This is a genomic window from Nocardioides insulae DSM 17944 (assembly GCF_000422825.1).
GTDB lineage: Bacteria > Actinomycetota > Actinomycetes > Propionibacteriales > Nocardioidaceae > Nocardioides > Nocardioides insulae.
The window spans coordinates 187,802-206,596 of the sequence record NZ_AUGU01000014.1 but is presented as its reverse complement, the minus strand read 5'-3'; the positions used below and the strand labels follow the sequence as shown (position 1 = coordinate 206,596).

The window sequence follows — 18,795 nt, the reverse complement described above, 5'->3', positions numbered from 1 at the left end:
TGCTGAACGCGTCGGCCGGCACCACCACGCGGTGGTTGACCCGGTCAACGATAATGGCTCTTCGTTGACTCAGACAACTTTCAGGGTCCGCTCAGGTGCGTCACCCGGGTCACACTCGCGAGGCGTCGGCGCGCACTCCTGCTATTGCGGCTCCGGGGGGCAACTTTCCCCGGTGCACCGGGGAAAGTTGCACCGCACCAGGAAATGGAACGACCCGCAGACGGGCTCCGGGGAGCCGGCCGGGGGACGAGCCCGGTGCGTCTGCGGGTCGGGTGGCTGCCGGGGATTGCCGGTAGCCGACGTCTGCGAGTCAGGGGTGATCCCCTGTCACAGGACAGCTGCTAGCGAGCAGCCACCTCACGCGTCCGATGAGAAATCATTCTCCGGATCACCTCCTTTCTCGTGTACGACGACCGTACGCCGCCCGCCGTACCCTCACAACGGGGTTTCCAGGCGGTCCTCCCGGTCAGCCCGCGCTCGGCCCGGGGCCGGCGGCGCCGGCGGGCTCGGACCGCGGGTCGACGTCCGGGTCCACCTCCGGTGCGGCGAACTGCGCCTCGTAGAGCCGGTGATAGGCGCCGTGCGCGGCCAGGAGTTCCTCGTGGGTGCCCTGCTCGACGATCCGGCCGCTCTCCATCACCACGATCAGGTCGGCGTCACGGATGGTGGAGAGCCGGTGGGCGATCACGAAGGAGGTGCGGTCGCTGCGCAGCGCGGCCATGGCCTGCTGCACCAGCACTTCGGTGCGGGTGTCGACCGAACTGGTCGCCTCATCGAGGATGAGCAGGTCGGGAGCGGCCAGGAAGGCGCGGGCGATGGTCAGCAGCTGCCGCTCCCCCGCGGACAGCGCACCTCCCTCCCCGTCGATGACGGTGTCGTACCCCTCGGGCAGGGAGTGCACGAACCGGTCGACGAAGGTGGCCCGCGCGGCCCGGAGGATCTCGTCCTCGGTGGCGTCCGGACGTCCGTAGGCGATGTTGTCGCGGATGCTGCCCTCGAAGAGCCAGGTGTCCTGGAGGACCATTCCGATCCGGCTGCGAAGGGCCGCCCGCGGCATGGTCGCGATGTCCACCCCGTCGAGGGTGATCCGGCCGTCGTCGAGCTCGTAGAACCGCATCACCAGGTTGACCAGCGTGGTCTTACCGGCCCCGGTCGGGCCGACGATGGCCACCGTCTGGCCCGGTTCGGCCACCAGCGAGAGCCGCTCGATCAGGGGCACGTCCTCGTCGTACCGGAAGCTCACGCCCTCGAACCGCACCCTCCCGGTGGTCCCCGAGGACCCGACGAGCGAGGAGTCGACGTCGGGACGCTGCTCCTCGGCGTCGAGGAGTTCGAAGACCCGCTCGGCCGAGGCGACACCGGACTGCAGCAGATTCATCATCGAGGCGACCGTGGTCAGCGGCTGGGTGAACTGGCGTGAGTACTGGATGAAGGCCTGCACGTCGCCGACCGACAGCGAACCGCTCAGCACCCGGAGACCGCCCACGACCGCGATGACGACGTAGTTGAGGTTTCCGACCAGCATCATCACCGGCATGATCAGCCCGGAGATGAACTGGGCCTTGAACGACGCCTGGTACAGCCCGTCGTTCTGCTCGTCGAAGGCCTCCTGCACCTCACGCTGCCGCCCGAAGACGGTGACGAGGGCGTGCCCGGAGAAGGTCTCCTCGATGTGGGCGTTGAGCTTGCCGGTACGACGCCACTGGGCGATGAACTGTCGCTGGGAGCGCTTCATGATCTGGCCGGCGAGCACCATCGCGACCGGCACCGACACCACGGCGATCAGGGCGAGCAGCGGACTGATCCAGATCATCATGCCGAGCACCGCGAAGACGGTGAGGATCGAGGTCAGCAGCTGGCTCATCGTCTGCTGCAACGTCTGGGAGATGTTGTCGATGTCGTTGGTGACGCGGCTCAACAGCTCCCCCCGCGGCTGCCGGTCGAAGTACTCCAGCGGCAGTTCGTGGACCTTCTGCTCGACGTCGGCACGCATCCGCCGCACGGTGCCCTGGACGACGTCGTTGAGCAGGTAGCCCTGCAGCCAGCCGAAGACCGCGGCGAAGGCGTAGACGGTCAGGACGGCGAGGAGTACCCGCCCGACCGCACCGAAGTCCACGCCCTGCCCGGGCACCACGTGGTCGAGGGTGGTGAGGACGTCCGCGAGCTCGTCCTGGCCGGACGCGCGCAACCCGCTGATCGCCTGGTCGGCCGTGATGCCGTCGGGCAGCTGCCGGCCGAACGCACCGGCGAAGACCAGGTCGGTCGCCGAGCCGAGCAGCTTGGGGCCGAGCGCGTTGAGCGCGACGCTCAGCACCGCCAGCACGATCACGGAGATCGCGCGCACCCGCTCGGGGGCCATCCGGCGGATCAGCCGCTTGGCGGAGGGACCGAATCGCATCGCCTTCTGCCCGACGATCCCGGGCGGTCCCATGCCGGGGCCGCCGCTCTGCACGCGCTCGGTGGCCTGCAGGTCGCCCTTCTTCCTCTGCTGGTCCGTGGCGCTCACGCGGCCTCCTCCGCGCTCAGCTGGGACTCGACGATCTCCTGATAGGTCGGGTTGTTCGCGACCAGCTCCTCATGGGTGCCCCGGCCGACCACCCGGCCGTCGTCGAGCACCAGGATCAGGTCGGCGTCGCGGATCGTCGCGACCCGCTGGGCGACGATCATCACCGTCGCCTCCCGGGTCTCCGGGGCCAGCGCGGCCCGCAGGCGGGCGTCGGTGGCGGTGTCCAGGGCACTGAAGGAGTCGTCGAAGAGGTAGATCGCGGGCCGGCGTACGACGGCGCGGGCGATCGCCAGGCGCTGCCGCTGCCCGCCCGAGACCCCCGCCCCACCCTGGGCGATCGGAGCGTCGAGGCCGGTGCCGCCCTCGGGTGCCATCCGCTCGACGAAGTCACGGGCCTGGGCGATCTCCAGGGCGTGCCACAGTTCGTCGTCGGTGGCCCCGGGTCGGCCGTGCAGCAGGTTGGAGCGGATGGTGCCCGAGAACAGGAAGGCCTTCTGCGGCACGAGTCCGAGCCGGGCGTGCAGCGTCTCCTCGTCGAGGTCGCGCACGTCGAATCCGTCGACGCGGACGCTGCCGGCGGTGGCGTCGAAGAGGCGTGGCACCAGGCTCAGCAGGGTCGTCTTGCCGGCTCCGGTCGAGCCGATCAGGGCGACGGTCTGCCCGGGCCGGGCCGAGAAGGTGATGTCCTGCAGCACCGGGGCCTCGGCACCGGGGTAGGTGAAGCCGACCCCCTCCAGGTCGAGGTGGCCGCGGGTCGCGGTCTCCGTGACCCCGTCGACGGCCGGTACGACGGTGCTCTCGGTCTCCAGCACCTCGGTGATCCGGTCGGCGCAGACCGCCGCCCGGGGAATCATCATGAGCATGAAGGTGCCCATCATGACGCTCATCATGATCTGCATCAGATAGGCCAGGAACGCCGTGAGCGGGCCGACCTGCATCAGGCCCTCGTCGACCCGGTGGCCACCGAACCAGATCACCATCACCGAGGCGACGTTGACCACCAGCAGCATCACCGGGAACATCGTCGCCATCCACCGGCCCGCCCGGACCGACACGTCGGTGAGGCTGTCGTTGGCCGTCCGGAACCGCTCGGTCTCCTGCCGCTCGCGCACGAACGCGCGCACGACCCGGATACCGGTGATCTGCTCGCGCAGTACCCGGTTGACCTCGTCGATCCGGGTCTGCATCTGCCGGAAGTTGGGCACCATCCGGCTCACGATGAACGCCACGACCACCAGCAGGACGGGCAAAAGGACCGCGATGATCCACGACAACGCGATCTCCTGGCGCATGGCCATCAGGATCGAGCCGACCATCATGATCGGCACGGTCACCGCCATCGTGCAGCTCATCAGGGTCAGCATCTGCACCTGCTGCACGTCGTTGGTGCTGCGGGTGATCAGCGAGGGCGCCCCGAACTGGGCCACCTCCCGGCCGCTGAAGCTCGACACCCGTGCGAACACGGCCGCACGGACGTCACGGCCGAAGGCCATCGCGCTGCGCGCCGCGAACCAGACCGCGCCGACCGAGCAGAGCGCCTGAGCCAGCGTGACGGCGAGCATGATGCCGCCCGCGCGCAGGATGTAGCCGGTGTCGCCCTGGGCGATCCCGTCGTCGATGATCGCAGCGTTGAGGCTGGGGAGGTAGAGCATCGCGCAGGTGCTGAGGAACTGGAGCACCACCACGATCCCGAGCCAGCGACGGTAGGGGGAGAGATATTCGCGCAGCAGTCGGAGGAGCATCAGCCGACCTCTGCGATCTCGTGGGAGCGCCCGGTGGCGCAGATCGAAGACATAGCCTGCCCAACTTACGCCAGCGCCGAAGGGCCTCCGCGCGCGGCCGTCTTCCCGGAAGGAGAGGGGCTGGGACCTTCGAGAGGACCTGCGGGCGGTGCGGGAGGGGTCAGGGAGCGAGCCGCTCCCGCCGCCAGCCGGAGCCCGCCCGCCGGTAGCACAGCCGGTCGTGCATCCGACCCGGACGGCCCTGCCAGAACTCCATCATCTCCGGCCGTACGAGATATCCGCCCCACTCCTCGGGCACCGGCACCTCGGCCCCGCCGAAACGCCTCTCCATCTCGGCGTAGGTCCCCTCCAGTTCTGCGCGGCCCGCGACCACCCGCGACTGCGGGGAGGCCCAGGCGCCCAACTGCGAGCCGCGCGGCCTGGTCGCGAAGTACGCCGCCACGTCCGCGGCCGGGAGCAGGCTCGCCCTCCCCTCGACGCGGACCTGGCGCTCCAGGGGGTGCCAGGGGAACAGGAGCGCGCATCGGGGGTCGGCCGCGAGGTCGGCGCCCTTGTGGGAGGCGAGGTTGGTGAAGAACACGAAGCCGTCCGCGCGCACCCCCTTGAGGAGGACGTACCTGGCCGAGGGGCCGGAGACCGCGGACCCGGTGGCCACGATCATCGCGTTCGGCTCGGGCAGCCCGGCCGCCACGGTCTCCTCGAACCAGCGATGGAACATCCCCATCGGGTCCGGATCGGCGTCCTCCTCCAGTAGGCCCGCCTCGCCGTATTCCGCTCGCAGCACCGCCACGTCCGGCGCCTGCCGGAGGAGTCCACCCCCAGAAGCGTCCGACTCCTCCCGTCGCGCCTGTTCCGCCGACTGAGCCGCCGCCCGCTCCGTGGGATTCTCCGGCGCCTTCGCTGGGGACTCTTGTGGGGTCTGTTCTGAGGTCTGCACCGGGGTCGGTTCTGGGGCCTGCTCGTCGGACATGGTCAGACCGTAGGGCATGGCCGCCCGTCGGGTATCTGGGGCACAATCACGACACCGGAGCACAGCGAAGGAGCTGCCATGACCGAGGTACACCACGGGCTTGAGGGCGTCATCGCGTTCGAGACCCAGATCGCCGAGCCCGACAAGGAGGGGTCGGCGCTGCGCTACCGCGGCGTCGACATCGAGGACATCGTCGGCCGGGTCCCGTTCGAGAAGGTCTGGGGTCTGCTCATCGATGGCACCTACTCCCCCGGTCTGCCGCCGGCCGAGGCCTACAACCTGCCGGTGCACACCGGTGACGTGCGGGTCGACGTCCAGGCCGCGATCCCGATGCTGGCACCGGCCTTCGGGTTCCGCCAGACCTACGACATCAGCGACGAGCAGGCCCGCGCCGACCTCGCCCGGGTGGCCGTGATGGTGCTCTCCTACGCCGGGCAGTCCGCTCGCGGCCTCCATCAGCCGGTGGTGCCGCAGTCCGAGGTCGACAAGGGCCACACCCTGGCGGAGAAGTTCCTCATCCGCTGGCGCGGCGAGGCGGACCCGAAGCACGCGCACGCCATCGACGCCTACTGGTCCTCGGCCGCCGAGCACGGCATGAACGCCTCGACCTTCACCGCCCGGGTGATCACCTCCACCGGCGCCGACGTCGCCGCCGCCTTCTCCGGCGCGATCGGCGCCATGTCCGGCCCGCTGCACGGCGGGGCACCCTCACGGGTGCTCGGCATGATCGAGGAGGTCGAGCGGGCCGGTGACGCCCGGGCCTATGTGAAGGCGCTGCTCGACTCCGGCGAACGACTGATGGGGTTCGGGCACCGGGTCTACCGCGCCGAGGATCCCCGCGCCCGGGTGCTGCGCCGTACCGCCAAGGAGCTCGGCGCCCCCCGCTACCAGGTGGCCGAGGCCCTCGAGGCGGCCGCACTGGCCGAGCTGCGCGAGCGCCGGCCCGACCGGGTGCTGGAGACGAACGTCGAGTTCTGGGCGGCGATCGTGCTCGACTTCGCCCAGGTGCCCGCCCACATGTTCACCTCGATGTTCACCTGTGCCCGCACCGGCGGCTGGTCGGCCCATATCTTGGAGCAGAAGCGGACCGGCCGGCTGATCCGTCCCTCGGCGATCTACACCGGGCCGGCCGCGCGGCCGGCGGAGTCCGTCGAGGGCTGGGATCCTGCCTGGGCCGACTGAGCCGACTCCTCCCGTCTCCGCACACCCCGATGAAAGAGCCCGATGACCGAAGCCAACTGGCAACCCGATCCCTCCGGCAAGCACGAGTTCCGCTACTGGGACGGCGGCCAGTGGACCGAGTACGTCGCCGACGCCGGCGTCCAGACCACCGACCCACTGCCCGTGCCCGCACCCGCCCCGGCCCCCGAGCCGCCGCCCTCGAGCATGCCGGCCGCGCACCACGGCCCGCCCCGGGAGGACCACCACGCGGCACCGCAGGCCGGGAGTGCGGCCGCAGCGGGGGTGATCCCCGGGGTCAGCGGCGATCTGGTCGACGGCCGCTACACCGAGTCGGCGAGCGACCGGCCCGGCCCGATGCGGCAGAACGACCGATTGCTGCGCGTGCGGGTGGCCGAGCCCTTCATGGCCAAGCAGGGCGCGATGGTCGCCTACCAGGGCGGCATCCAGTTCCAGTATCAGGGATCGGGCACCGCCAGGTTCTTGAAGAAGGCCCTGACCGGGGAGGGACTCTCCCTGATGCGCGTCGAGGGCCGCGGTGACGTCTTCCTCGCCGACGCGGCCAAGAAGGTGCACCTGCTCCACCTGACCAGCAGCGGGATCTCGATCAACAGCGACTCGATCCTGGCCTTCTCCGCGAGCCTGGACTGGAACGTCGAGCGGGTCAAGGGCGGCAGCATGGCCGCGGGCGGCCTGTTCAACACCACCCTGCGCGGCTCCGGGTGGGTGGCGATCACCACCAACGGCGACCCGGTGGTGCTCAACACCGCGGAGGCTCCGACCTTCACCGACACCGACGCCCTGGTCGCGTGGTCGGTCGACCTGCAGACCTCGATCCGGTCCACGATGTCGGCCGGAGCGCTGATCGGGCGCGGCTCGGGCGAGGCCATGCAGGTGGCGTTCCAGGGGCACGGCTTCGTCATCGTGCAGCCCGCCGAGAGCGGCGCCGTACCTCCGCACACCCATTGAGCGCCGGGATCGTACGGTGAGCTTCGACGAAGGTCGGCTCCGCCGACGCAATGCCGAACCCTCTCCGTAGACGTCACCGCGCGAGCTGCCCGTCCCGCAGCGGATCTCCCCGTGCGGGACACGCTCCACTTGCCACGATTCTGCGCATCGCGATGGTGCTGGATCCTCTGCCGTTCGGAGCTGGGCCCGCTGCTGGTGTCAGGCGGAGTGCGGCGCAGCCCGGCGCAGGAAGCGGCGCACCTCGCGGGTCACGTCGTCCGGCGCCTCCACCGGGCTGGCGTGGCCAGGCCCGGTGAGGACGACGATTGCCGACCCTGGTGTTGCGGCGTGCATCGCCAGGCCGAGTGACATCGGCGCGCGGACATCGTGGTCTGAGCAGAGCAGCAGGGTCGGGACGTCGACCTCCGCCAGCACGTGACGCTGGTCGGAGTGGCTGGCGCGCGCCATGGCCCGGAAGCCGCTCGGATGGAACGCACGGACGCTGTCGAGAAACTGAGCCACGAGTTCGCTGTCGGCCGACGGCGAGAACATCGACGGACCCATGACGGCAACGAACTCGTGGGGACTCAACCGCGAGGCCTCCAGCGATCGCGCCAACCTCTGATCTGCCTCGTCCCGGCCGAGCGAGCCGACCCAACCGGCGTAGCCGTTCACCAGGACGAGCGACAATGCGAGCCCACGGTGCCGATGGAACATCGCGAGCGCCAAGGCCGCGCCGAAGGAGAGCCCGACCAGATGGGCTCGTTCGATGCGCAGCGCCCGGATGAACTCGGCGAGGCAATCGGCGTACGAGTCCATTCCGAACTCCTCAGGTGGGTCGGACGACCCACCTGCACCGGGTGCGTCCCAGGCGACCACCGTGAACTCCTCGGAAAGCGCCTCGATCTGGCGTCCCCAGGTCGCGCGGGCGTCGCCGACGAAGCCGTGGGCCAGCACCACTGCCGGTCCGGTTCCGGTGCGCTCGAAGGCGATACGCAGCCCGCCGACCTCCACGTGCTGTGTCATGGTTGTTCACGCAGCTGTCGGTTGTTGGCGCGCTGGATCCGGGCACCGAACCACCTCAGCAGGGCGTTACGCAGGGCGGGAGGCAGCTCCCTGGCGCGGTCGCGCCGATGGGTCTGCTCGCGAACCCAATCGGTGCGCGGTCGACGGCGCCGCTCGAACATGGTCAGTGCCGCGCCGAGATCCGTGGCCGAATCGAGGGTCTCGGCCAGGACTGCGGCGTCCTCGATCGCCAAGCCGGCGCCTTGGGCCATGTTCGGTGAGGTCGCGTGTGCAGCGTCACCGATCAGCAGCACCGTGTCCCGCACCCAGGAGCCGACGATGACCTCCTCGATGTCGCCCGTCTGCATGGCCGCCGCCGTGTCGTTGTGAGCGTCGAGCGCGTCGAGCAGACTCGGCACCGGATCGGCGTAGCCGGCGAGCAGGTCGCGCAAGGAGCGGTGATCGTTGAGCGGACCATCGACATAGCAATAGACCTGGTCTTCTCCGATCGGGATCGTGAGGAACGCCGACCCACGTCCGAGACGCACCGACCAGGTCGCCGGTTCGACGTCGTGCTTGACGACGAAGCGTCGGGCCCATTGGCCGACCTTCTGGACCGCGCCGGGCCCGAAGGTGAGGTGCCGGACCGTGGAGTGAACTCCGTCCGCCCCGAGCACGAGATCATACCGGCTCGGAGTCCCGTCCACGGTGACGGTGACGCCGGCGTCGTCGAACGTCACGGCCTCGGGGCTCGCGGCCCAGCGCACAGAGATGTCACCAAGACCTGTCAGGAGCACCCTGTGCAGATCGGCCCTGTGCAGGGCCAGACACGGCGCTACGCCGTGCCACAAACTGTCGGTCTCGATCTCGAACAAGGTGCGGCCTCGGTGGTCGAGGGTCTGTTGCCGATCGATGCCGATGGCCCGGCGGGCTACCTCGCTGCCAATCCCGAGAAGGCCCAGGGCACGCACCGAGTTCCCGGGGAGGAAGATCCCGGTGCCGCCGAGCGGAGGGGCCGGCTGTCGATCGATGACCTCAACCGTGGCTCCCCACTCGTGCAGGGTGCGTGCGGACGCGAGCCCGGCGATCCCCGCACCGACCACCAGTACGTGTACACCGTCACCGCGCATGGTCACCAGCACCGCTCGCTCGGCGGAGGCTGACCGGAGCCCGCTCCGCAGTCGTGCTCAAGGACGTCGCGTCGCGGATCGGGACTCCCCAGCTCGTGCTCATCGCCCTGCTCCTCTCATCTCCCATCCATCTCAGCGTGGTCCGTCCCAGACGTCGCCGCATGTGCAGAACTACCCATGCGCGCGTTCGCAGGCGCAGTGCCTACGCGGCTCCGGCTCTGGCGGAATCGCACTCGTGGCGGCACCCTGAAGGTGTGATCCGGCTGCTGGGTCTGCTGGCCGGACTCGCCGGCGCTACCGATCTCGGGACCGGGGGTCAGCACGACGAGTCCCTGCGCCGATGCGTCGTGGCCGGTCGGCTGGCTCGGGTCGTCATGGCCGACGATGCGATGGTCCGGAACGTCGTGCTGGTCTCCTTGCTCGAGCACATCGGCTGCACGGCGTACTCCTACGAGGCTGCCGGGATCTGGGGCGACGACATCGCCACGACGCATGCCGTCTTGATGACGGACGCGGGCTCGACGTCCGACGTTCTCCGGACGTTCCTCCCGACGGTCGCCTCGAGCACGGGACGCTCGCCGGCCCGCGTGGCACTCACGATGGCCGGGTCGATGCGCGGCATGCTTCGCGCCGCGCCACGTGCAACCTGCGAGGTGGCTCAGGAGGCCGGCCGGCGGCTGGGCCTGGACACCGTCGCGCAGGACTCGCTCGGACACATGGCCGCGATGTGGAATGGCAAGGGGTTCCCACGCACCGGAGGGGAACAGATCCCTTTCCCAGCTCGGGTCATGCACGTCGCGGGGACGGCAATGCTGTTCCGAGGGGTGGGTGGCGACCGGGCCGCAGTGGAGCAGGTACGCCGACGCGCCGGGGGTGAGCTCGACCCCGAGCTCGCAGCGGTGTTCGTCAACAGATCCTCCGAGCTGCTGGCCGGCCTGGACACGGAGGACCCCCTCCGGGCAGCCCTCGACGTCGAGCCCGATCCGGTGGTCTGGGTGGACGACATTGACCTGCTCGAGGTCGCCCGGGTATTCGGGGACCTCGTTGATCTCAAGAGCCCGTGGCTGCACGGGCACTCCTCCGGAGTCGGAAACCTCGCGGGTGCGGCGGCGGAGGCGCTCGGCCTCGTCGAGGCAGCGGAGATTCGCGTCGCCGGGCACCTGCACGACGTGGGACGGGTTGCGATCAGCAGCCGGATCTGGAATCTCACCCGCCCGTGGACGGCCGCCGAGGAAGACGAGGCTCGGCTACACACCTACTACACCGAGCGGGTCCTGGCACGCACCCCCGAACTGGCGCACGTAGCGGAACTGGCCGCTGCGCACCACGAGCGATGTGACGGCAGCGGCTACCACCGCGGGCTGCGCGCGGACCGGCTCACCATAGGTGCGCGCGTGCTGGCGGCGGCGGATCGATACTGCACGCTGGTCGAGGACCGGCCGCATCGTTCGGGGTTGCCCGCCGCCCGGGCACGGCAGCGGCTGGACGCCGACGTCCGCGCCGGCCGGCTGGACGCTGACGCCGTCGCCGCGGTTGTCGCGACCGCCGCTGGGTCGCGCCGGCACCGCCCCAGCGGCGCCGCCGGCCTGACAGCGAGACAGCTCGATGTCCTGCGGCTCGTCGCCCGCGGACTTTCGAATCGCGAGATCGCGAGTCGCCTGTGCCTGTCGCCGCGGACGGTCGACCGGCACGTGAGCGACGTCTATGCGCGGATCGGGGTAAGCAGTCGCGCCGCGGCCGCGATGTTCACCATCGAGCACGGGCTCGCCGGTCCGATCCGTGTTTCCGACAACGAAGGGCCCGGGCACGAAGCCGAGTCAGGGTAGGAGAACGCCGTGCCAGCGACACGGATCCTCGGCGATCGGAGGTCCTGGAGGTGGTTCACCAACTGACCCGACGCCGCCGATCACGCCTGGTCGGGCTGCCCTGCGAGAACGGCCTGGACGCTGATCTGGAGGCCGACCTTGTCACCGATCACGACGCTGCCGCCTTCGAGCGGGATGTTGAAGTCGAGGCCGAAGTCCTTGCGGCTGATCTCGCCGGTCGCGGCCAAGCCGAGACGGTCGCCGCCCCACGGGTCGTTCCCGCGGCCGAGGAACTCGACCTCGAGGTGGACGGGGCGCGTGATCCCCCGGATGGTCAGCTCGCCGGTCGCGGTGGTCCCGTCGAAGGAGACCGTGCGGAAGCTCATCTGCGGGTGGTTCTCGACGTCGAAGAAATCGGCCGAGCGCAGGTGGGCGTCGCGCTGGTCGGCGCGAGTGGTGATCGAGGCGGTCTCGATGGTCGCCTCGGCGCGGGTGTCGGCGACCTCCTCACCGGTGGTGAGCGTGCCCTCGAATGCCTCGAAGTGTCCGCGGACCTTCGTCATCAGGTGACGGACGGTGAAGCCGACCTCGGAGTGGGTGGGGTCGATGGTCCAGGTGCCGGCGACGATCTCGGCGGCGGTGTTCTGAGTCATGGTGGTCATGGGGTGGTGGTTCCTCTCGTGTTGCGGGTTGTTGGTGAGGGGTGCTGGGTGATCGCGTACTCAGCCGCGATCGTGGGAGTCGAGGGCGGTAGCCGTGGTCGGCTCAGTGCTCCCCGCCGACCGCGGTTCCGGGGCGGCAGGGATGACCGATGAGCGCGAGTGAGGTCATGCCGAGCTTCCTTGCGGTGCTGCTCAAAGAACGGGCAGGTGGGGGTTGTCGGAGAGATCGAGGACGAGCTTTCCGCGGGCGTGCTTGGCGTCGAGGCGTCGGTGGGCCTCGACGATCTCGGTGAACGGAAGCGACTCGACAGGAAGGGTGAGCGTCCCGGCGGCGATGGCGTCCAGGAGCACAGCCATGGTGGCGCTGCTGCGCTGGACACGGACCAGGCGGATCCCGTGACCCGCCATGGTCTCGGGCACCAGGGTGATCGCCTGTCCTCCTGCTGCGAGAACAGCGGTGGCCAGGTCGCCGGCCTCGGCCGACCCGGCGAGGTCGATCGAGGCAGCGATCGGCCTGCCCTGCGCGACAGCAGTGACCCGCTCGCTCAGGCCGGACCCGTACTCGACCGCCGCGGCACCCAGCCGGACCAGGTGCTCCTGGTTGGCCGGACCGGCGGTGCCGATCACGACCAGGCCCCGGGCTGCCGCCAGTTGGACCAGCACGGTCCCGACCCCTCCGGCCGCCCCGTGCACCACGATCACGTCGCCCGGAGCTGCCGAGATCGTGTCAAGGGCGGTGACCGCGGTCGAGCCGACCCCGCCGATGCCGCCGGCGAGCGCCCAGTCCAGCTCGGCGGGCTTGGGGTGCAGCCGGGTGGCGTCGGTGGTGACCAGGTCGGCGTCGGCGCCCTGGACGCCCCAGCCGATCACCTCGGCACCAGGCACCCACCGCGCGTCGGCCGACTCGAGGACCACACCGGCGAACTCGGTGCCGAGCGCCATCGGAACGCTGCCGCCGAAGGTGCCGGAGCGGAGGCGGGCGTCGACCGGGTTCAGCCCGCCGGTCCGGACCGCGACCCGGATCTCGCCGGATCGCAGCGGCGCGACGGGGTGGGTCTCGATCGAGATCACCTCCGGTGCGCCGAAACGGCGTACGACGGCGATGCGGCCGGGGTTGGTCATGGTGGTTCCTTTCGGTCCGACAGCGGCACTTCTGTCTGTATTTACAGATATTTATCGAGGTCGCCCCGGACTGCAGGACGCGATGGATCGAGCGGTGGCGAGCGCCGGCGCCTCAGCCCGGATCCGCGCTCAGGGGGCCGCGGTGACGCCTTCGCGCTCGGCGAGGCGGCGAGCGAACGCCAGCAGAGTGGCGATCTCGGCATCCGCGACCAGGGGCTCGAACTCCCGGGCGATGCTCGCCCGGTGCGCCTTGGTCGCGCGCTCGACCAGATCGCGTCCCCGTGGAGTCAGCGAGACCTCGACGATGCGCGCGTCGTGGGCCCCCGCCCGGCGGACGACATGGCCGGCCTGGACCAACCGCCCGATCAGATTGGATGCCGAACCCGAGCTGTAGACCAACGAGTGCGCCAACTGGGTGGCCTGCAGGGTGTGCTCGGGCGCCTCCCACAGCGACAGCAGTGCCTCATAGGCGGCGACAGTGAGGCCGTAGTCCTTCTTGAGCTCGCTCGCCAAGCCGGTCAGCATCGAGCGCTGGCCGAGCAGGAGGCCTCGCCAGATCTCCTGGCGCGGGCTCAACGATGCCGACATTCCATCCTCCAAGGGGCGAGCAGTGACTCCACTATATCTGTAGTTACAGATAAGCCCCAAGTCGGCGCCACCTCTGCCCCGTTCGCCGACCTGCACAACCGCGCGCCCGGGCCTGTGATCGGGTGTCCGGGTAGCGAGGATCAGTGGGTCAGCCCGGACTCGATCGCCCACACCACCAACTGCGCCCGGTCGCGGGCGCCCAGCTTCACCATCGCCCGGCTCACGTGGGTGCGGACCGTGTCGGGACTGACCACGAGCACCGCGGCGATCTCGGCGTTCGAGCGGCCGGTGGCGACCCACCCGAGGATCTCACGCTCCCGCTCGGTGAGGTCGACCAGTCGGGGGTGATGCCGGGTGGCGCGGGCGGCCCCGAAATGCTCGATCACGGTACGGGTCACCGACGGGGCCAGCAGCGAGCCGCCGGCCGCCACGACCCGGATCGCGTCGATCAGTGCGGCTGGTTCGGCGTCCTTGAGCAGGAAGCCAGAGGCACCGAGACGCAGCGCCTCGAAGACGTACTCGTCCAGTTCGAAGGTCGTCAGCATCACCACCCGTACGCCGGCCAATGCCTCCTCGGCCCCGACGTCGGCGAGAAGTTCGAGCCCGTCCCGCACCGGCATCCGGATGTCGCACAGCACCACGTCCGGGCGGGTACGGCGCAGCAGCGCGAGCGCCGCACGACCGTCGCCGGCCTCACCGACCAGGTCGAGGTCGGCCTCCGCGGCGACGAGGGTGGCCAGCCCCATCCGTACCAGGGGCTGGTCGTCCACCAGCGCTACTCGGATCACACCGCCCCATCCTGCACCTCCGGCCGGTCCGTAGTCGCCACCGGCAACTCGGCGCGCACCTGGAACCCCTCCCCCGCAGGTCCCGCGCTGAGCGTTCCCCCGACCGACTCGACGCGGGCCCGCATCCCGGCGATGCCCATGCCAGGCCTGGTGACCGCGCTCGCCTCCGGACCGTCGTCGGCGACGGTGACCACCAGCGTGGCCGGTGCCTGCCACTCGAAGCCGACCCGCACGCGGCGGGCCCGGGCGTGGCGCAACACGTTGGTGAGCGACTCCTGGACCACCGCATGCACGACCCCGCCGAGGTGCTCGGGCACCAGGTCCGGCGACCCCGACACCGAGACCGGCAACCCTGCCGCGCGTACCCGGTCCAGCAGCACCGGAAGCTCGGCGATGCCGGCCTCCGGTCGCCGCGGTGCAGGCTCCCCGATCGGTCCCCCGGACATGGCCGCGAGCTCCGCGCGCAGGGCGGCCAGCGACTCCCGGCTGGTCTGGCGGATCGCCTCCAGACTCTCCCGGGCGCGGGCGGGATCCGTCTCGAGGACGTGCAGGGCGGCGCCGGCCTGCATCGCGATCACGGCGAGTCCGTGTCCGACACCGTCGTGCAACTCCTGGGCCATCCGCAGCTTCTCGTCCGCGGCGGCCCGGCCCCGCCGGTCCCGCTCGGCGCCACGTCGCAGCCTGGTGGCCGTCCCCACCGCCGCGGCCGCGGCCACCAGGGCACCGATCCCGAAGCTCTGCCAGGCCCCGTCGCCGGAGACCTCGAAGCGGAGCCCGCGGACCAGCAGGCCGGCCCACACCGCGACCGATGACACCAGGAGGACAGGCAGCCAGCGGCGCACCTCGGTCCGCAGCGCGGCCAGGAACACCGCGGCGACGATGGTGAAGAAGACCGGGCCGTTCTCGCCGCCCACGACGCAGTAGACACCGATCAGGACGCCGTTGACCGCCAGCGCCACCAGCCATCGGTCGACCGCCACGACGACGAGCCCGGCCGCGATTCCCAGGCCCACCGCCACCGGATCACCCGGGTTGCTGACGAGAGTCGCACCGGCGACACCGAGCAGGAACAGGAGCAGCCACCAGCGGCGGGAGAACCAGGTCGAGAGATCCATGGCCCGAAGCTAGGCGAGCCGCACCCCCGCCGCGTACGGCGAATCGCAGCTCCGGCGTACGCAGGATCGCGTACGCCGGGGCCACCTTCGAACGATGTCGCGTGCTCCCACGACTGAGGTCACCCGAGACTCCACAGCACCAGGTCAGGGAAGGCCAGAAGCACCACGCCCAGGGCAACGATCGCCACCGCGAAGGGCAGCGCGCCCCGGAAGATCTCCCCGGCCGGCCGTCGAGTCACCCGGGCGACCACGAAAACGTTGAGCCCCATTGGCGGGGTCACCATCCCGACCTCGGCAAGCAGCACGATGAAGATGCCGAACCAGATCGGGTCATAGCCCAACTCAGTGACCATCGGCAGCGTGATCGGAACCGTGAGCGCGATGATCGCGATCTGATCCATGAAGAACCCGAGCACGACGTAGATCGCCCCGATGAACAGCATGATCACGAACGCAGGCAAAGACATCCGACCGATCCACTCGACCAGCCCCTCAGTGACCCGAGTCTCGGTGAGGAAGTGACCGAAGACCTCCGCACCGATGATGATCGCGAAGATCATCGCGCTGGTCTTCACCGTCTCGACCACGGCGACCTTGACCCCCATCCAGGTGACCCGACCGCGGGCGAGCGCCAGGAGGAACGCCGCCACACAGCCGATGCCGGCTGCCTCCGTGGCTGTCGCCAGTCCGGTGTAGATACTCCCCACCACGGCCGCGAACAGCACCAGGATCGGCAGCGCGGCCACCACGGCCAGCCCCTTGTCCTGCCAGGAGGCCGCAGCACCGCGCGGCGCGGCATGGGGGCGCAACCCGACCACCAGGTAGAGGGTGCCGACCAACACGAGCGCGACCAGCAGCCCCGGAAAGACCGCAGCCACGATGGTGTCGCCCACGCTCACTTCGGCGGTGATCGCGTAGAAGACCAGGATCACACTCGGCGGGATCATCGCGGCCAGGGTCCCGACCACCGCGATCAGGCCGCCTGCCGTCCGAGGCTCATAGCCGTCGTCGATGAGCTGGGCGGTCGAGGTCGAGGCGAGCGTGGCCGCCGACGCGGTGCTCGATCCGGACACGGCGGCGAACGCCGTTCCCGCAGCGACCGATGCGACCGCGGTGCCGCACCGCACCCGACCCATCAACGCCCGTGCAGCGTCGAACAGGCTGTCCACTAGGCCGGAGAGCAGGATGAGCTGAGCCATGAAGATGAACAACGGTGCCGCCGACAGGGTGTAGCTCATCACCGCACTGGGCGGTGCCGTCTCGAGTACGCCGATCGTCTGTGTTGCGGTGCCGAGGTAGAGAAGCCCGAGGATTCCGGTGGACAGGACCGCGAAAGAGACCGGCACTCGCAGCATGATGAGCGCCAGCAGCAACACGGTGAAGAGCAACGCGATCATCGAGCATCCTCCGCATCAAGTTCGGCATCAGGTGCGGCGGGTCTCCCACCGAGGGCGGTGCCGGCGTGCGAGATCTCGCGGTCGACGTCACTTGCTGCGTAGTCGGTAGCGGGGCGATCCCACGGGCCCACGAGCTCGCGGCAGAGATCGATGACGACCAGGGTCATCCCGAGCCCGGCTGCCACCGGCATGATCGCCTTCCACCACCAGGTCGGCAGCGGCAGCTCGGCCGTGCCGGGTGCGGGCTGCTCGCCGGTCCGGAAGGAGAAGATCGCAGCGTCGGCGCCGGCCACCAGCAGCCATCCGAGCGCGAAGAGAATGACGAGCTGGCCCAGCACCATGACGAGCTTGCGCGCGCGGCCAGACATCCGCTCGAACAAAGTCGCAACCGCGATATGCGCGCTGGACCGGTACGCGGTCACCATTCCGAAGAACGCCATTGCGGTCATCAGGTACTGCTCGACCAGACCCACGTTCCAGCCGAGGGGTCGGTCGAAGGCCGCTCTCACCACTACTTCTGCGACGGTCAGTCCGACGATGCCGAGCAGCGCAGCTCCCGCCAAACCGGCGCAGAGACCCGAGATGGTGTTCTGGATCCGATCGAGACCCGGATGGTCCAGGGTGCGAAAACCCGTGAGAGTCTCCTCGGCGGCCTCCCCCATGCCATCGACACGCACCAGCGTCGACAGGTGATCGGCACGGTCACGGTACGCCGTCACGATGCACTCCCTCGCTCGCGCTTTGCCTTCTCGAGTTCCTGCTCGAACTCGGTCAGGACCTGACGTCCCGGCCGACCGATCGATTCCAGGTCCTCAGCCCAGCCCTCACGGACAGGTTCGGCAATGGCATCCCACTGTGCGCGCTCGGCGGCGCCGATCTCGATCAGCTCGACGCCCTGGTCACGCATCTCCTGGACGGCCGTCTCACCGCTTTCGACCATCTCGCGACACACGCCCTCCTGGGCCGTCCGGGAGGCCGCGAGGAGAATCTCCCGCTGCTCCTCGGTGAGCGTGTCCCAGGTGGTCTCGCTGATGGAGAAGGTCACCGTGAAAGAGCCCAGCCGGGCACCGTCAGTGGCGAAGTCCAGTACCTCGCCGAGCTTGTACGACGCGATGCTCACCGGGCTGGCCACGGTGCCGTCCACCGTCCCTCGCGACAGTGCCTCGAAGAGCTCACCCAGCGGCATCGACACCCCGGCGGCGCCGACCTCGTCGACCACCCGGTCGGCGACGCCGCCCGTGGAACGCAGGAGCCGGCCTGCGGCCTGCTCCGGGGTCAGCACGGGCTTGTTGGTCCCGAGCAGTTCGTAATCAGGCACTAGGGCGACCCACAGTGGGCGGATCCCGTGCGGCGCGAGTTCTTCCTCGAACAGGGTTGTCCCCTCCTGCATCGAGGCCAGCACCGCATCCGCGCCGGTGCAGGCGTCCGGTACGAGCCCGGGGAGATCGCCTACGTTGGAGAGAGGGAGCTCGGTGCCGACGTACGCCGGCGAGACCGGCGCCATGTCGACCACCCGCTTGCGCAGCAGGGCTGGCATGTCAGATTGGTCGCCCACCTGTCCGTTGGCGAAGTACTCCACCTCGAGCCCTGCCTCCGGCCCGTGCTCATCCAGGTATTCGAGGAACGGCGTCACACCCCCGACTCCGATCGGATGGGTGGCGGGGAAGCTGTCCCCGATCCGCAGCACGGTTGCGCCGTGAGCCTCCTGCTCTGCCTGCGGTCCCCCACACCCGCCGAGGACGGCGGCGATCAATACACCAACCGTGCCTCCGGCCAGCACGCGCTGACGTATATGCCTGTCCATCCACCGCTCCTCGCCCCGAATACGTGTGCGGCTA

At 69.9% G+C, this 18,795-nt stretch carries 16 protein-coding genes; 3 read left to right on the top strand and 13 right to left on the bottom strand.

Annotation, left to right across the window (positions count from 1 at the left end):
* Positions 1 to 466: 466 nt before the first annotated feature.
* From G515_RS19645 to pdxH, 3 genes are all read right to left on the bottom strand, one after another.
* Positions 467 to 2,431 (bottom strand): ABC transporter ATP-binding protein, encoded by a 1,965-nt coding sequence (locus G515_RS19645; protein WP_084653202.1) that lies wholly within the window; start codon positions 2,429 to 2,431, stop codon positions 467 to 469.
* Between the two features lie 71 nt (positions 2,432 to 2,502).
* Positions 2,503 to 4,248 (bottom strand): ABC transporter ATP-binding protein, encoded by a 1,746-nt coding sequence (locus G515_RS0105255; protein ID WP_028659308.1) that lies wholly within the window; start codon positions 4,246 to 4,248, stop codon positions 2,503 to 2,505.
* Between the two features lie 160 nt (positions 4,249 to 4,408).
* The gene (gene pdxH, locus G515_RS0105250) at positions 4,409 to 5,032 is read right to left on the bottom strand and encodes a pyridoxamine 5'-phosphate oxidase (RefSeq protein ID WP_245565217.1); all 624 of its coding nucleotides are present in this window, start codon (positions 5,030 to 5,032) and stop codon (positions 4,409 to 4,411) included.
* A gap of 264 nt (positions 5,033 to 5,296) precedes the next feature.
* Here pdxH and G515_RS0105245 point away from each other — a divergent pair, with 264 nt between their 5' ends.
* Positions 5,297 to 6,400, top strand: a complete 1,104-nt coding sequence (locus tag G515_RS0105245) for a citrate synthase 2 (RefSeq protein WP_028659306.1) — start codon at positions 5,297 to 5,299, stop codon at positions 6,398 to 6,400.
* 42 nt (positions 6,401 to 6,442) lie between these two features.
* Positions 6,443 to 7,366 (top strand): AIM24 family protein, encoded by a 924-nt coding sequence (locus G515_RS0105240; RefSeq protein ID WP_028659305.1) that lies wholly within the window; start codon positions 6,443 to 6,445, stop codon positions 7,364 to 7,366.
* A gap of 198 nt (positions 7,367 to 7,564) precedes the next feature.
* Here the strand turns inward: G515_RS0105240 and G515_RS0105235 are convergent, their stop codons facing one another.
* Together G515_RS0105235 and G515_RS19640 are read right to left on the bottom strand one after the other, a co-directional pair.
* The gene (locus G515_RS0105235) at positions 7,565 to 8,359 is read right to left on the bottom strand and encodes an alpha/beta fold hydrolase (RefSeq protein WP_211220952.1); all 795 of its coding nucleotides are present in this window, start codon (positions 8,357 to 8,359) and stop codon (positions 7,565 to 7,567) included.
* A gap of 8 nt (positions 8,360 to 8,367) precedes the next feature.
* Positions 8,368 to 9,480: an FAD-dependent monooxygenase gene (locus G515_RS19640; RefSeq protein WP_036554540.1), complete on the bottom strand. Its 1,113-nt coding sequence runs from the start codon at positions 9,478 to 9,480 to the stop codon at positions 8,368 to 8,370.
* Positions 9,481 to 9,734: 254 nt separating this feature from the next.
* On the opposite strand from G515_RS19640, the gene G515_RS19635 reads away from it, so the two are divergent.
* On the top strand, positions 9,735 to 11,306 hold the full coding sequence (locus G515_RS19635; RefSeq protein ID WP_051217904.1) for an HD domain-containing phosphohydrolase: 1,572 nt from the start codon (positions 9,735 to 9,737) through the stop codon (positions 11,304 to 11,306).
* Positions 11,307 to 11,386: 80 nt separating this feature from the next.
* On the opposite strand, the gene G515_RS0105220 is transcribed toward G515_RS19635, so the two are convergent.
* The 8 genes from G515_RS0105220 to dctP all read right to left on the bottom strand — a co-directional run bounded on the left by G515_RS0105220 (position 11,387) and on the right by dctP (position 18,761).
* On the bottom strand, positions 11,387 to 11,947 hold the full coding sequence (locus G515_RS0105220) for a YceI family protein (RefSeq protein ID WP_028659303.1): 561 nt from the start codon (positions 11,945 to 11,947) through the stop codon (positions 11,387 to 11,389).
* 192 nt (positions 11,948 to 12,139) lie between these two features.
* Positions 12,140 to 13,069, bottom strand: a complete 930-nt coding sequence (locus tag G515_RS19630; RefSeq protein ID WP_051217903.1) for an NADP-dependent oxidoreductase — start codon at positions 13,067 to 13,069, stop codon at positions 12,140 to 12,142.
* Positions 13,070 to 13,198: 129 nt separating this feature from the next.
* A complete protein-coding gene (locus tag G515_RS22520) occupies positions 13,199 to 13,657 on the bottom strand; it encodes a MarR family winged helix-turn-helix transcriptional regulator (protein WP_051217902.1) in 459 nt (152 codons plus the stop codon).
* A 140-nt stretch (positions 13,658 to 13,797) separates the two neighbouring features.
* On the bottom strand, positions 13,798 to 14,445 hold the full coding sequence (locus tag G515_RS0105205) for a response regulator (RefSeq protein ID WP_028659302.1): 648 nt from the start codon (positions 14,443 to 14,445) through the stop codon (positions 13,798 to 13,800).
* Entirely contained in the window at positions 14,442 to 15,560 is a 1,119-nt protein-coding gene (locus G515_RS22515; protein ID WP_051217901.1) for a sensor histidine kinase, read from the bottom strand. Before G515_RS22515 ends, G515_RS0105205 begins: the two co-directional genes overlap by 4 nt.
* A gap of 119 nt (positions 15,561 to 15,679) precedes the next feature.
* Complete coding sequence (locus G515_RS0105195) at positions 15,680 to 16,957, bottom strand: TRAP transporter large permease (RefSeq protein ID WP_028659301.1); 1,278 nt, start codon at positions 16,955 to 16,957, stop codon at positions 15,680 to 15,682.
* Entirely contained in the window at positions 16,954 to 17,676 is a 723-nt protein-coding gene (locus tag G515_RS19615; RefSeq protein ID WP_051217900.1) for a TRAP transporter small permease, read from the bottom strand. Before G515_RS19615 ends, G515_RS0105195 begins: the two co-directional genes overlap by 4 nt.
* Positions 17,673 to 18,761 carry a TRAP transporter substrate-binding protein DctP gene (gene dctP / locus G515_RS0105185; RefSeq protein ID WP_084653122.1) on the bottom strand — a complete coding sequence of 363 codons (1,089 nt, stop codon included), beginning with the start codon at positions 18,759 to 18,761 and terminating at the stop codon, positions 17,673 to 17,675. Before dctP ends, G515_RS19615 begins: the two co-directional genes overlap by 4 nt.
* Between the last annotated feature and the right edge of the window lie 34 nt (positions 18,762 to 18,795).

Bases quoted from the DNA above. Each gene is read 5' to 3' on its own strand.
- G515_RS19645 (WP_084653202.1), bottom strand. From the start codon at position 2,431: ATGGGACCGCCCGGGATCGTCGGGCAGAAGGCGATGCGATTCGGTCCC.
- G515_RS0105255 (WP_028659308.1), bottom strand. From the start codon at position 4,248: ATGCTCCTCCGACTGCTGCGCGAATATCTCTCCCCCTACCGTCGCTGG.
- G515_RS0105245 (WP_028659306.1), top strand. From the start codon at position 5,297: ATGACCGAGGTACACCACGGGCTTGAGGGCGTCATCGCGTTCGAGACC.
- G515_RS0105240 (WP_028659305.1), top strand. From the start codon at position 6,443: ATGACCGAAGCCAACTGGCAACCCGATCCCTCCGGCAAGCACGAGTTC.
- G515_RS19640 (WP_036554540.1), bottom strand. From the start codon at position 9,480: ATGCGCGGTGACGGTGTACACGTACTGGTGGTCGGTGCGGGGATCGCC.
- G515_RS0105220 (WP_028659303.1), bottom strand. From the start codon at position 11,947: ATGACCACCATGACTCAGAACACCGCCGCCGAGATCGTCGCCGGCACC.
- G515_RS19630 (WP_051217903.1), bottom strand. From the start codon at position 13,069: ATGACCAACCCCGGCCGCATCGCCGTCGTACGCCGTTTCGGCGCACCG.
- G515_RS22520 (WP_051217902.1), bottom strand. From the start codon at position 13,657: ATGTCGGCATCGTTGAGCCCGCGCCAGGAGATCTGGCGAGGCCTCCTG.
- G515_RS22515 (WP_051217901.1), bottom strand. From the start codon at position 15,560: ATGGATCTCTCGACCTGGTTCTCCCGCCGCTGGTGGCTGCTCCTGTTC.
- G515_RS0105195 (WP_028659301.1), bottom strand. From the start codon at position 16,957: ATGATCGCGTTGCTCTTCACCGTGTTGCTGCTGGCGCTCATCATGCTG.
- dctP (WP_084653122.1), bottom strand. From the start codon at position 18,761: ATGGACAGGCATATACGTCAGCGCGTGCTGGCCGGAGGCACGGTTGGT.